The 12678-nt window shown below is 65.5% G+C and carries 12 protein-coding genes; 8 read left to right on the top strand and 4 right to left on the bottom strand.

Annotated elements, in window-relative coordinates; all coding sequences use genetic code 11:
* The first annotated feature begins 1 nt into the window (after window position 1).
* Genes PMI12_RS20155 through PMI12_RS20145 form a run of 3 tightly spaced genes read left to right on the top strand, consistent with a single transcriptional unit; the run spans window position 2 to window position 3017 of the window.
* Window positions 2-832 (top strand): ABC transporter ATP-binding protein, encoded by an 831-nt coding sequence (locus tag PMI12_RS20155; RefSeq protein WP_007836127.1) that lies wholly within the window; start codon window positions 2-4, stop codon window positions 830-832.
* A complete protein-coding gene (locus PMI12_RS20150) occupies window positions 829-1638 on the top strand; it encodes an ABC transporter permease (RefSeq protein ID WP_007836125.1) in 810 nt (269 codons plus the stop codon). The genes PMI12_RS20155 and PMI12_RS20150 overlap by 4 nt, the downstream gene beginning before the upstream one ends.
* Window positions 1639-1646: 8 nt before the next feature.
* Window positions 1647-3017 carry an FAD-binding oxidoreductase gene (locus PMI12_RS20145; RefSeq protein WP_007836124.1) on the top strand — a complete coding sequence of 457 codons (1371 nt, stop codon included), beginning with the start codon at window positions 1647-1649 and terminating at the stop codon, window positions 3015-3017.
* Window positions 3018-3020: 3 nt separating this feature from the next.
* On the opposite strand, the gene lnt is transcribed toward PMI12_RS20145, so the two are convergent.
* The 4 genes from lnt to PMI12_RS20125 form a co-directional block, all read right to left on the bottom strand.
* Window positions 3021-4589: an apolipoprotein N-acyltransferase gene (gene lnt, locus PMI12_RS20140; protein ID WP_007836123.1), complete on the bottom strand. Its 1569-nt coding sequence runs from the start codon at window positions 4587-4589 to the stop codon at window positions 3021-3023.
* Complete coding sequence (locus tag PMI12_RS20135) at window positions 4589-5467, bottom strand: HlyC/CorC family transporter (RefSeq protein ID WP_007836122.1); 879 nt, start codon at window positions 5465-5467, stop codon at window positions 4589-4591. Before PMI12_RS20135 ends, lnt begins: the two co-directional genes overlap by 1 nt.
* 99 nt (window positions 5468-5566) lie before the next feature.
* Entirely contained in the window at window positions 5567-6295 is a 729-nt protein-coding gene (locus PMI12_RS20130; RefSeq protein ID WP_007836121.1) for a GNAT family N-acetyltransferase, read from the bottom strand.
* Between the two features lie 109 nt (window positions 6296-6404).
* Window positions 6405-6878: an Lrp/AsnC family transcriptional regulator gene (locus PMI12_RS20125; RefSeq protein ID WP_007836115.1), complete on the bottom strand. Its 474-nt coding sequence runs from the start codon at window positions 6876-6878 to the stop codon at window positions 6405-6407.
* Between the two features lie 142 nt (window positions 6879-7020).
* Between PMI12_RS20125 and hppD the strand changes: the two genes are divergently transcribed.
* The 5 genes from hppD (at window position 7021) to PMI12_RS20100 (ending at window position 12630) form a co-directional block, all read left to right on the top strand.
* Complete coding sequence (gene hppD, locus PMI12_RS20120; protein ID WP_007836113.1) at window positions 7021-8148, top strand: 4-hydroxyphenylpyruvate dioxygenase; 1128 nt, start codon at window positions 7021-7023, stop codon at window positions 8146-8148.
* A 38-nt stretch (window positions 8149-8186) separates the two neighbouring features.
* A complete protein-coding gene (locus tag PMI12_RS20115) occupies window positions 8187-8990 on the top strand; it encodes a transporter substrate-binding domain-containing protein (RefSeq protein WP_007836112.1) in 804 nt (267 codons plus the stop codon).
* A gap of 19 nt (window positions 8991-9009) precedes the next feature.
* Window positions 9010-9885: a phenylalanine 4-monooxygenase gene (phhA, locus tag PMI12_RS20110; protein WP_007836111.1), complete on the top strand. Its 876-nt coding sequence runs from the start codon at window positions 9010-9012 to the stop codon at window positions 9883-9885.
* Between the two features lie 120 nt (window positions 9886-10005).
* A complete protein-coding gene (locus tag PMI12_RS20105; RefSeq protein ID WP_007836110.1) occupies window positions 10006-11697 on the top strand; it encodes an AMP-binding protein in 1692 nt (563 codons plus the stop codon).
* Window positions 11698-12630, top strand: coding sequence for an MBL fold metallo-hydrolase (locus PMI12_RS20100; RefSeq protein ID WP_007836109.1), 933 nt, complete (start codon window positions 11698-11700; stop codon window positions 12628-12630).
* Window positions 12631-12678: the final 48 nt, after the last annotated feature.

Genomic DNA, 12678 nt, shown 5'->3' with positions numbered 1-12678 from the left:
CATGAATCGCATCGAACCCAACACCCTCGCGCCGCCAGCGGAGCCTGCCGTGCCCGCGGTGGAAGTGCTCTCGGCGGAGAAGACCTACCCCAACGGCACGCAGGCGCTGCTGCCGGTGGACCTGTCCATCGCCGAAGGCGAATTCGTCACGCTGCTCGGTCCCTCGGGCTGCGGCAAGAGCACGCTGCTGAAGATGGTGGCAGGCATGCTCGAACCCAGCGACGGCCGGCTGCTGGTGTGGCGCAAGCCGGTGGCGCAGATCCAAAGCTGCCCGCACAAGCTGTCGTTCGTGTTCCAGTCGCCCACGCTGATGCCGTGGGCGAGCGTGCAGACCAACGTGCGCCTGCCGCTGGACCTGGCCGGCGTGCCGCGCAAGGAAGCCGATGCGCGGGTGACGGAATCGCTCGCGCTGGTGGGGCTCGAAAAGTTTGCCGATGCGCTGCCGCGCGCGCTCTCGGGCGGTATGCAGATGCGCGTGTCGATCGCGCGCGGCCTCGTCACGCAGCCCGACCTGCTGCTGATGGACGAGCCCTTCGGCGCGCTCGACGAGATCACTCGCCACAAGCTCGATGCCGATCTGCTGGAGCTGTGGCGCAAGAAGAAGCTCACGGTGATCTTCGTGACGCACTCGATCCACGAGGCGGTGTTCCTGTCGAGCCGCGTGGTGATGATGGCGGCGCGGCCGGGTCGGGTGGTGGAAGAGCTCCGCATCGACGAGCCCTATCCGCGCAGCGCCGATTTCATGGTGACGCCCGAATTCGCACGCTACGCGAAGCAGCTGCAGGACAGCCTGCTGCGCGCCAGCAGTGCCGATGAGGAGACCGCGCGATGAAGAAGACAGTCAAACCTCTGCTGAGCCAGCCGCGCGTGCAGCGCGTGCTCTACCCGGTGCTGATCGGCGTGGTGCTGGTCGCGCTGTGGCAGTGGATGGTGGTGGCGATGGAGCTGCCGCCCTACCTCGTGCCCTCGCCCTACCTGATGATGCAGACGCTGGTGACCGACTGGGCGCCGCTGGGCAATGCGCTGCTGGTCACGCTGAAGATCACGGTGCTGTCGTTCCTGCTGGCCACGGTGGCGGGCGTTCTGGTCTCGTTCCTGTTCGTGCAGAGCAAGCGCATCGAGACCGCGCTCTTTCCGTACGCGGTGCTGCTGCAGGTGACGCCCATCGTGGCGGTCGCGCCGCTGATCATCATCTGGGTGAAGAACCCGGTGGCCGCCATGACGGTGTGCGCGGCGCTGGTGGCGCTGTTCCCCATCATCAGCAACACCACGCTCGGCCTGCGCAGCATCGACCCCGACCTGCAGAGCTACTTCAAGCTGAACCGCGCCACGCGCTGGCAGCAGCTGGTGCGGCTGCGCATTCCGAGCGCGCTGCCGTATTTCTTTGGCGGGCTGCGCATCTCCAGCGGCCTCGCGCTGATCGGCGCGGTGGTGGCGGAGTTCGTCGCGGGCACGGGCGGTTCCGGCGCGGGGCTGGCCTACCAGATCCTGCAGGCGGGCTTCCAGCTGAACATCCCGCGCATGTTCGCCGCGCTGCTGCTCATTTCCCTCACCGGTGTCGCGCTCTTCGTGCTGATGGCCTGGCTCACCAAGGTGGCGCTGGGCTCCTGGCATGCGAGCGAACTTTCCCAGGATTGAACTTGACCATGAATGCTCCCGTTTCCGCCATCGAGCAATTGCTGCTCGAACTGCCCGACCTCGACTGGATCAGCGATGAGAGCCGCGTGACGCGGCTGTCGCAAGACTTTTCCTGGTTCAGCCCCGTGCTCAACCGCCAGCTCAAGGACAAGCGCGCCGACGTGGTCGTGCGCCCGCGCACCGAGGAAGAGATCCGCACCGTGGTGGGCGCCTGCGCGCGCCGCGGCGTGCCGATCACCATCCGCGGCAGCGGCACCGGCAACTACGGCCAGACGACGCCGCTGGCCGGCGGCGTGGTGCTCGACATGACGGGCTACAACAGCTGCCTGTGGGTGCGGCCCGGCGTGGCGCGCGCGCAGGCCGGCATTCGCCTGGGCGAGTTGGAAAAGCAGGCCAAGCCCATGGGCCAGGAGCTGCGCTGCGTGCCGTCGACCTATCGCAGCGCGACGCTGGGCGGCCTCTTCGGCGGCGGCTTCGGCGGCGTGGGCTCGATCAACTACGGGCCGCTGGGCGCACCGGGCAACGTGCTCGGCATCCGCGCGATGAGCATCGAGGCGGAGCCGCAGGTGGTCGAGCTGCGCGGCGCCGAGGCGATGCGCATGCACCATCTGTGGGGCACCAACGGACTGGTGCTGGAACTGGAAATTGCCCTGGCACCCGCGCATCCATGGCTGGAGACGCTGGTCACTTTCGACAACTTCGGGGGCGCACTGCACTTCGCCGACAAGCTCGCGAACGCGCCGGGCATCGTGAAGCGCGAAGTGGCGTTCTTCGCCGCGCCCATCTCGGACCACCTGGCGCAACTCGCGGCGCACCTGCTGACGGGCTGCCACACGGTGCTGTCGCTGGTGGCGGAATCGTGCGAGCCCGCGCTGCTGCAACTGGCCGAGGCGCACGGCGGCACGGTGAGCTACCGCAAGACGGCGGCCGAGGTGCAGAAGAGCAACCGCACGCTGATGGAGTTCACCTGGAACCACACGACGCTGCACGCGCTCAAGATCGATCCGACGCTGACCTACCTGCAGAGCGGCTTCGTACCGGGCCGGCATGTCGAGCAGGTGATCGAGATGGAAAAGCTGCTGAGCGGCGAGGTGATGATGCACCTGGAGTTCATCCGCAACGTTGCGGGCCTCATGACCTGCAGCGGACTGCAGCTGGTGCGCTTCAGCACCGAGGAGCGGCTGCAGGAGATCATGCGCATCCACCGCGAGCACAACGTGCACATCAACAACCCGCATGTGAACATCGTGGAAGACGGCAAGGCCGGCGGGCCGCTGCCGCCCGAGGTCATCGCGGTGAAGAAACGCTTCGATCCGATGGGGCTGCTGAATCCCGGCAAGCTGCGCGACTGGCCGGTGAAGGGCGCACGGGTCGCCTGAGGCTCAATCGCGGCGGCGGCGGCGCAGCACAAAGGCTGCGGCCACGATGGCCATCGCCAGCAGCCACAGCGGCCACAGACCGAAAGGCGCGACCCAGCGCGCATACGGCGTGAGGCCACGCCGGCCTTCGACGCTGGCTTCGAGCACGCCGCGCGTGAGGCGCGGCAGTTCGTGCGTCACGCGGCCGTCGGCATCGATCACCACGGTCGCACCGGTATTGGTGGAGCGCACCATCGGCCGCGCGAATTCGAGCGCGCGCATGCGCGAGATCGACAGGTGTTCGTCGATGGCCACCGTGTCGCCGAACCATGCGATGTTGCTCACGTTGAGCAGGATGGTGGGGGCCGTGGCCTCGTCCGTGAAGTTCGCCCCGATCTCGTCGCCGAACAAGTCTTCGTAGCAGATGTTCGGTGCGATGCGCTGGCCCTGCCAGACGAACGGCGCCTGCGCGAGCCCGCCGCGTGCGAAGTCGCCGAGCGGGATGTTCATCATCTGGATGAACCAGCGGAAGCCCGGGGGAATGAATTCGCCGAAGGGCACCAGGTGGTGCTTGCTGTAGACGTAGGGCCGCGCGGCGCCGGGCTGGAAGCCGAGCACTGCATTGCTGTACGTGCCCTGCCCTCCCATCGGCAGGCCGACGATGGCGGCCTGCGTGCCCTGGCTGTAGCGCGCCTCGATCATTTCGAGATAGCCGGCCGGCAACTGCTGCGGCAGGAGCGGCAAGGCAGTCTCGGGCGTCACGACGAGCGATGCCTTGGCGTCGCGCAATTGCTCGCCGTACCAGCGCAGCGCGGTTTCGATGCCGCCGCCGGGAATGAATTTCTCGTCCTGCGGGATGTTGCCTTGCAGGAGTGCCAATTGAAGGTTGCCCGCCGAGCCCTTGGCACCTTGTACGTCACTGCGCAGCGGCGCAACCAGTTGCGGCGCTGCGAACACGAGCGCGATCAGCACCAGGCCTTGCACGAGCTCGGCGACGCGCGGCGGCCGATGCAGCACGACCAGCGCAACGACCAGCGCCGCTGCGGCACCGATGCCGTAGACACCGACCCACGGCGCCAGCGCGGCCAGCGGACCTTCGACATGCGCATAGCCGCCGGCGCCCCACGGGAAACCCGTGAACCAGCTGCCGCGCACGAGCTCGGCCAGCGTCCACAGCGCCGCGAAGACGAGCGCGCCTGTCACCCGCCCCTGCGGTCCGCGAACAACGAACCACGCAGCCGCGACCGCGTAGTACAGCCCGAGCGCCGCGGCCAGTGCCAGCACGGCGATGGCCGCGAGCGGCGCCGGCAGCCCGCCATAGGTGTGCATCGAAATGAAGAGCCACCAGAAGCTGCCGGTGAGCCAGGCGGTCGAGAACAGCCAGCCATGCAGGCCGGCGCGACGCCAGCCCGCGCCCTGCGCGCGCAGGCCGTCGAGCAGCCACACGAACGCACCGAGCGACATCAGCTGCAGCCACCACAGCGGCTTGCCGCCCACGGGCGAGGCCATCGAAAGCGCCTGCGCGAGCCCGGCGGCACCGAAGCCGAGCAGGCGGAACAGGTTGGCGGAAGGAGAAGCCGGCGCGCCGCGCATCAGTCGGCCGCGTCGCCGCCGCGGGCCGGGGACACCTTGAACCAGCGCACCGCGCCGCCCTTGGTGTGCAGCACCACGAAGTCGAAGCCGCCGATGGCGTGGTGCTCGCCGCGCTTGGGCACGTGGCCCATCTCGTGCGCGATCAGGCCGCCGATGGTGTCGAAGTCTTCGCTCAGCTGTTCTTCGTCGAACACGATGCCGAAGGCCTCGGCCACGCGCTCGATGGGCGTGTCGCCCGAGACGCGGTAGGTGTGGTCGGCCAGGCCGAAGATGTCGCCTTCGTCCTCGGCGATGTCGAACTCGTCCTCGATCTCGCCGACGATCTGCTCGAGCACGTCCTCGATGGTGATGAGGCCGGCCACGCGGCCGAACTCGTCGATCACGATCGCCAGGTGGTTGCGGTTGCCGCGGAACTCGCGCAGCAGGTCGTTCAGGCCCTTGCTCTCGGGCACGAAGGTGGCCGGGCGCAGCAGGGCGCGGATGTTGAGGCCCGGCGCGCGCTGCAGCTTGAGCAGGTCTTTCGCGAGCAGGATGCCGATGATGTTTTCTTTCTCGCCCTCGTACACCGGGAAGCGCGAGTGCGCGGTGTCGATGATGAGGTGCAGCAGCGCGTCGAACGGTGCGTCGATGTTCACCAGGTCCATGCGCGGCGCGGCAACCATCACGTCGCCCGCGGTCATGTCGGCCATGCGCAGCACGCCTTCGAGCATCACGCGCGATTCGGCACCGATCACCTCGTTGTCCTCGGCATCGGCCAGGGTTTCGATCAGCTCGTCGCGCGAGTCGGGACCGGGGTGGATGAATTCGGCGAGCTTCTGGAGAAAGCCGCGCTTGTCTTCCCGTTCGACGGGAGCGCGTTCAGGGTGAGGGTCGGCCACTGCGGGAGGGCTTAGTTGAGGAAAGGCAAGGATACCGGATTGCGTGTGACACGCTCTACCGCATGGCCCCCCGCCAGCCGTTGGGCCCGCCGCCAGGCCTCAGGGGGCGGACTTCTTGCGGGCATCACGCATGCCGCTGCGCACTTCCTGCACGCTCGCCAGGAAGGCCCAGAACTGCTTGGCACGGCTCTTGAGCGCGAAGTCGACCGCGGCGTAGTGCTCCAGGGCGATCTCGCTCATGCGGCTGTCGAAGGTGGCGCTGGGCAGTTCGAGGTGGGCCTCGGCCTCCGAGCCGCTGCGCACCACCGTCGCGCCGGCGTTGCGGGCGATTTTCAGCATGGCGGCGTTTTCGCTGAGCGCATGGATGAAGAGCATGCCCACGCCTTCGTTGCGGGCCACGACCACGGCGCGCTCGAACAGGCGGGCGCCGTAGCCCCGGCCGCGAGCATGCGCCGAGACCGACACGCCGAATTCGGCGCAGTCGCTGTGCTGGTCGCCGGGCGCGAAGGCCAGGTGCGCCATCGCGATCAGGTCGAGGCGGCGGTTGTAGATGCCGAAGAGTTCATCGCGCTCGAAGTCGAGACCGTCGACGTAACTCTGGACCTGCTCGTCGCCCGCCGCATAGCCGAAGCGCAAATAGCGGTCGTGCGGGGAGAGTTCGAGCAGGTGGCGAGCGATGCGCTCGCGTTCGCGCGGGCCGATCGAGCGGATCGGCACCATGACGGGTTGAGGCGCGCTGACTGCGCGTGGTTGCGCCTCAACCATCGGCGCTTTCAGGAAAGAGCCGAGGCCGAGAGACGCTTTGAGAAGGGTCTTGGCGGTAAGCATGGCTCGAATGTAAGGGTTTTCCCTTAAACAACAAGTCCACAGGGTCAATCACGGGACACATTTGTGTCCTAGTACCAAGCTGCGTGGCGCTGGCGCAACCGCAATGTGGCTAAACCGGCACAGCTGTGGTGGCCTTGACACGGTCGAGCACGAAGCTGGTCTTGCAGTCCTCCACGCTCGGATGCTTCAGCAGTGTGTCCATGATGAAGCGGCTGTAGTGGGCCATGTCGGCCACGACCACCCGCAACAGGTAGTCCATGTCGCCGGTGAGGGCCGCGCATTCGACCACCTCGGGCCATGTCTGCACGCTTGCGCGGAACAGGTCCATCGGGTTGCGCTTGTGGCTCTCGGTGTGCTTTTCGAGTCGCACATTGAGATAAGCGGTCAGCCCCAGGCCGATGGCTTCGGGCTGGACCAGCGCGACGTAGCGGTCGATCACCTTGTGCTCTTCGAGCCGCTTGACCCGCCGCAGCACGGCGCTGGGCGACAGGCTGACCTGCTCCGCGATCTGGTCGTAGGTGGCACGCCCATCTGCTTGCAGCGTGCGCAAAATCAGCCTATCGATCTTGTCCAGTGCTTCCATGTCGCCATTCTTGCAGTTTTATTGCGCAATGGCCATCCCGAGCGCCCGGAAACGCAGAAAACCTGAGAGGCATCCGCCCTACATTGCATGACCGGCCGATTTCGCGCCTTATTCATCCAGCCCCACCTACCGGAGACCGCACATGAGCCATGCCGACGCACCCGCCTTCACGCCCTGGGAGAACCCCATGGGCACCGACGGCTTCGAATTCATCGAGTACGCGGCACCCGATCCGGCCGCCATGGGCAAGGTGTTCGAGCGCATGGGCTTCAAGGCGGTGGCGAAGCACCGCCACAAGAACGTGCTGCTGTACCGCCAGGGCACCATCAACTTCATTCTGAACGCGGAGCCCGATTCCTTCGCGCAGAAGTTCGCGCGCGAACATGGCCCGAGCGTCTGCGCCATCGCCTTCCGCGTGCAGGACGCCAAGCAAGCCTACGAGCGCGCCACATCACTCGGCGCATGGGGCTTCGCCGACAAGGCCGGCCCCGGAGAGCTGAACATCCCCGCCATCAAGGGCATCGGCGACAGCCTGATCTACCTGGTGGACCGCTGGCCCGGCAAGAATGGGGCGAAGCCCGGCGACATCGGCAACATCGGCTTCTACGACGTGGACTTCGAGGCGCTGCCGGGCGTGTCGTCGCAAGACGCGCTGGCGCGCAAGGGCAACGGCCTGACCTACATCGACCACCTGACGCACAACGTGTACCGCGGCCGCATGGACGTGTGGGCCAACTTCTACGAGAAGCTCTTCAACTTCCGCGAGGTGAAGTACTTCGACATCGAAGGCCAGGTGACGGGTGTGAAGAGCAAGGCCATGACCAGCCCCTGCGGCAAGATCCGCATCCCGATCAACGAAGAAGGCAAGGAACAGGCCGGCCAGATCCAGGAGTACCTGGACATGTACAAGGGCGAGGGCATCCAGCACATCGCCATGGGCTCGGACAACCTGTACGAAAGCGTCGACGCGCTGCGCGCCAACGACGTGACGCTGCTGGACACCATCGACACGTACTACGAGCTGATCGACAAGCGTATTCCCGGGCACGGCGAAAGCGTGGCCGAACTGAAGAAGCGCAAGATCCTGATCGACGGCAAGAAGGACGCGCTGCTGCTGCAGATTTTCAGCGAGAACCAGTTGGGCCCGATCTTCTTCGAGTTCATCCAGCGCAAGGGCGACGACGGTTTCGGCAACGGCAACTTCAAGGCGCTGTTCGAGAGCATCGAGCTCGACCAGATGCGCCGCGGCGTGCTGAGCGCCGCAAAATAAGGGCTTCATTCTTCTTTCTTATTGCCCAGGAGCCCGGTATGCGCAGTTGCATGTCTTCGATCGGTTTGACCTTCATCGCGGCGGCAGCCGCCGTTCTTTCGGGTTGCGCCATGGCGCCGGCGAGCACGCCGGTGGCCGGCTCGCACCTCGATGCCGTGCAGAAGGCGGCGGTGCTGCGCATCTGCACGCCGGGCGACTACAAGCCCTTCAGCTTCCAGAAGGCTGAGGGCGCCTTCGAGGGCATCGACGTCGACCTGATGACGGGCTTCAGCGCCAGCCTGGGCGCGAAGCCCGAGTGGGTCAAGACCACCTGGGCCAACCTGCTGCCCGACCTGAACGCCGGCAAGTGCGACATCGCCGTGGGCGGCGTGTCGGTCACCACCGACCGGCAGAAGCGGGCCTTCTTCAGCACGCCCTACATGGTCAACGGCAAGACGCCCATCGCGCGCTGCGCCGACGTGGCCAAGTACCAGAGCGTGGCCGCCATCGACAAGCCGTCGGTGCGCGTCATCTTCAACCCGGGCGGCAGCAACGAGCGCTTCGCCCGGGCCAATTTCAAACAGGCCAAGCTCACGCTGCACGGCGAGAACGTGACGATCTTCGACGAGATCCTCGCCAACCGCGCGGACGTGTTCGTGACCGAAGCGGCCGAGGCCATCACGCAGCAGAAGCTCAAGCCGGGCCTGTGTGCGGTCAATCCCGACAAACCGCTGCAGTACGGCGAAATGGCCTGGATGCTCCCGCGCGACGACGTTGCCTTCAAGTCATACGTCGACCAGTGGCTGCATCTGCAGCAGGCCGGCGGCGACTTCCAGCGCACGATGGACCGCTGGCTCAAGTAACTCTCAAGAATCGTTTCTCATGGACACTCCTGCCGCCGCCGTTGTCACCCCCGCCGTCTACGGCGCTTCCGACCGCCCGCCTCGGGGCGACTATTCGCGCGGCGGCAAGGTGATGGCCGACTACACCTGCCCGCAGGACTGGGCCAGCTATACAGAGGCCGACCACGACACCTATCGCCGGCTCTACGAGCGCCAGGAGGCGCAGTTACCGGGGCTGGCCTGCGACGCCTTCATCAAGTCGCTGCCGTCGCTCGGCGTGAAGGACCGCATTCCGCGCTTCGAGGAACTCAACGAGCGGCTGCATCGCGCGACCGGTTGGGAGATCGTCGCGGTGCCGGGGCTGATTCCGGAGCTGCCGTTCTTCACGCTGCTGGCGAACCGCAAGTTCCCGGTGACCGACTGGATCCGCAAGCCAGAGGAGTTCGACTACATCGTCGAGCCCGACGTGTTCCATGACCTGTTCGGCCACGTGCCGATGCTGTTCGACCCGACCTTCGCCGACTACGTGCAGCGCTACGGCGCGGGCGGCATCAAGGCGCACGAACTGGGCGCCGGCGAGAAGCTCGCGCGGCTTTATTGGTACACGGTGGAGTTCGGGCTGATCCGCCAGCCGGACGGCCTGCGCGCTTACGGCGCCGGCATTCTGAGCTCGGTGGGCGAACTGAAGCACGCGGTGCTCAGCGATGAGCCGCACCGGCTGCCGCTGGACCTGCTGCGCACCATGCGCACGCGCTACAAGATCGACACCTACCAGGCCAACTACTTCGTGATCGACAGCTTTGCGCATCTGTTCGACCTTACGGCGCCCGACTTCACGGCGCTGTACGAGTCGCTGGCGGTTGCGACCGACATCGAAGCCGGAGTGCTGCTGCCGGGCGAATCGGGCAAGGCCTGAATTTCTGAGGGCTGCGCCGCGCAGCTATCGCGCGCGCGACAGCACACGTCCGCTCCCTAGGACAAGCCCGCTGGCGGCGAAGGCGCACTGCCTCCCACAATCCGCGCCAAAGGAGCTTGCATGCAGACATCCGCGCGACAGAACTATCCGGCCGGCGTACCGCACGAGATTCATCCCGAGCAGTACCGTTCCTTGCCTCACATGTTCGACGAGGCCTTTGGCCGCTACGCCGACAGGCCGTTCTCGGTCTGCATGGAGCGCTGGATGTCCTATGGCGAACTCGACACGCTGTCGAAGGCGCTGGGCGCCTGGCTGCAATCGCTCGGACTGGAGCCGGGTGCGCGCGTAGCCATCATGCTGCCCAATATTCCGCAGTTCGCGGTCACCATGTGCGGCGTGCTGCGCGCGGGCTATACGTGCGTCAACGTCAATCCGCTGTACACCGCGCGGGAGCTGGAACACCAGCTGAAGGACTCTGGCGCGACGGCGATCGTCATCCTCGAGAACTTCGCGGCAACGCTAGAGAAGGTGATCGAGCGCACGCCCGTGAAGCATGTGGTCGTGACGGCGATGGGCGATCTGCTGGGCGGGCTGTATGGCGCATGGATCACGATGGCAGTGCGTCATCTGGCGAAGATCGTGCCGGCGTACAAGCTGCCGCTGAGCGATGGACGCACGGTCACGCCGTTCACTCAGGCGATCTCGGAGGGCCGAGGCCGCATGCTGGGGCCCGACCGCAGCACGCTCGATTCGATCGCGTTCCTGCAGTACACGGGCGGGACGACCGGCCTCTCGAAGGGCGCGGTGCTGACCCATCGCAACATCGTTGCGGCCACTCTGCAGGCGGAGGCCTGGTTCACACCTGCGCTGTCGCGCGCGGGCGATCTGGCGAAGGTCAACAGCATCGCGGCGCTGCCGCTGTATCACATCTTTGCGCTGACGCTGTGCTTGCTGGTGATCCGCCAGGGCTCGCACATGACGCTGATCCCGAACCCGCGCGACTTCAACAAGTTCATCGCGGTACTGAAGAAGCGGCCATTCCACATGCTGCCGGCAGTGAACACGCTGTTCAATGCACTGCTGATACACCCGGAGTTCAAGTCGATCGATTTCTCCACGCTGTTCGTGTCGCAGGCGGGAGGCATGGCGGCATCGGAAGGTACCGCGCGCAAGTGGTTCGAGGCCACGGGCTGCCCGATGATCGAAGGCTGGGGGATGAGCGAAACCTGCGCCATCGGGACCAACAACCCGGTGTCGAATACCGAGTTCACCGGGACGATCGGCTTGCCTTTGCCAAGCATCGAGATCGCAATCAAGGACGACGATGGCAATTCGCTGCCGGCAGGCCAGCCGGGTGAGCTTTGCATCAAGGGACCGAACGTGATGACGGGCTATTACAACCAGCCCGCCGAGACGGCGGCGGCCTTCACCGCCGATGGCTTCATGCGCACCGGCGATATTGCGGTGATGCAGGAAGACGGCTACAGCCGCATCGTCGACCGCAAGAAGGACATGATTCTGGTGAGCGGCTTCAACGTGTTCCCCAACGAACTCGAGAACGTGATTTCCCTGTGCCCAGGGGTCGTGGAATGCGCGGCGGTGGGCGTCCCGGACGAGAAGCAGGGCGAGGCCATCAAGGTCTTCGTCGTCCGCAGGGACCCGGCGCTGACTGAAGACGCAGTGCTGCAGTACTGCCACTCGCAGCTCACGGGCTACAAGCGGCCGAAGCACATCGAATTCAGGGAATCGCTGCCGAAGACCAACGTGGGAAAGATCTTGCGCCGCGAACTGCGCACCAGTGCGGGCGCCTGAATGAGCCATTCGTCGGCGAGTGCCGGGCTGCCAGCGAATGTCGTGGTGTTCGAGCGGGGTTGGCTGTCTTCGAACAATGTTCTGTTCGTCGGCAGCGAAGAAACCGCGGTGGTCGACACGGGGTATGCAACGCATGCTGAACAGACGCTGGCGCTGGTCGAGTCGGTGCTGGGGGAACGGCCACTCGATCTCATCCTGAATACGCATCTCCACAGCGACCATTGCGGTGGGAATGCCGCATTGCAAGAACGCTATCCGTTGGCTCGTACGGAAATCCCTCCCGGCGAAGCTGGCTTGGTGGAACGCTGGGATCAAAGCGGCCTGAGTTTCTTGGCGACGGGGCAGACGTGCCGCAGGTTCCGTTTTACGGGGCTGCTGCGGCCCGGGACGGAACGCATGCTCGGCGATCGGTCGTGGCAAGTGCATGCGGCACCCGGCCACGATCCCCATTCGATCATTCTGTTCGACGCAGCGTCACGGACACTGATTTCGGCGGATGCCCTGTGGGAGAACGGATTTGGTATCGCTTTCCCCGAACTGGCCGGTGAGCCGTCGTTCAAAGATGTAGGCGCCACGTTGGATCTGATCGAAACGCTTGCTCCCCGGCAAGTGATTCCAGGGCATGGCGCTGTATTCGACGATGTCGGCAAAGCTCTGTCTGTAGCGCGTCGCCGGCTCGACGGTTTGCAGCGCGATCCGGTGAAGCATGCACGTCACGCCATCAAGGTACTGATGAAATTCAAGCTGCTGGAGGTGCAGTCGATCTCTTTTGCGGATTGGCAGGCGTGGCTGCGAGGCGCTGCATACATCGACGTGATCCGATCACGCTTTTTCAGCGCGATTGAATTGGATCAATTGGCGGGGGACATCCTGGCGGAGCTGGTTGCGGCCGGCGCGGCAGAGATGAGCACATTTGGCGTCCGCAATATCTAGCACGCTCTTTATTCGTCTTCCAGTCCCCCAAAGCAAAAAACCCCAGTC

This window comes from Variovorax sp. CF313 (genome assembly GCF_000282635.1).
Taxonomy (GTDB): Bacteria; Pseudomonadota; Gammaproteobacteria; order Burkholderiales; family Burkholderiaceae_C; genus Variovorax.
This window is presented reverse-complemented; position numbering and strand designations above follow the sequence as displayed.

What these genes read in the sequence shown, in the direction of transcription:
- phhA (WP_007836111.1), top strand. Translation starts at nt 9,010, where the DNA reads ATGGACACTCCTGCCGCCGCCGTTGTCACCCCCGCCGTCTACGGCGCT.
- PMI12_RS20145 (WP_007836124.1), top strand. Translation starts at nt 1,647, where the DNA reads ATGAATGCTCCCGTTTCCGCCATCGAGCAATTGCTGCTCGAACTGCCC.
- hppD (WP_007836113.1), top strand. Translation starts at nt 7,021, where the DNA reads ATGAGCCATGCCGACGCACCCGCCTTCACGCCCTGGGAGAACCCCATG.
- PMI12_RS20105 (WP_007836110.1), top strand. Translation starts at nt 10,006, where the DNA reads ATGCAGACATCCGCGCGACAGAACTATCCGGCCGGCGTACCGCACGAG.
- PMI12_RS20100 (WP_007836109.1), top strand. Translation starts at nt 11,698, where the DNA reads ATGAGCCATTCGTCGGCGAGTGCCGGGCTGCCAGCGAATGTCGTGGTG.
- PMI12_RS20125 (WP_007836115.1), bottom strand. Translation starts at nt 6,878, where the DNA reads ATGGAAGCACTGGACAAGATCGATAGGCTGATTTTGCGCACGCTGCAA.
- PMI12_RS20130 (WP_007836121.1), bottom strand. Translation starts at nt 6,295, where the DNA reads ATGCTTACCGCCAAGACCCTTCTCAAAGCGTCTCTCGGCCTCGGCTCT.
- PMI12_RS20155 (WP_007836127.1), top strand. Translation starts at nt 2, where the DNA reads ATGAATCGCATCGAACCCAACACCCTCGCGCCGCCAGCGGAGCCTGCC.
- PMI12_RS20150 (WP_007836125.1), top strand. Translation starts at nt 829, where the DNA reads ATGAAGAAGACAGTCAAACCTCTGCTGAGCCAGCCGCGCGTGCAGCGC.
- lnt (WP_007836123.1), bottom strand. Translation starts at nt 4,589, where the DNA reads ATGCGCGGCGCGCCGGCTTCTCCTTCCGCCAACCTGTTCCGCCTGCTC.
- PMI12_RS20115 (WP_007836112.1), top strand. Translation starts at nt 8,187, where the DNA reads ATGCGCAGTTGCATGTCTTCGATCGGTTTGACCTTCATCGCGGCGGCA.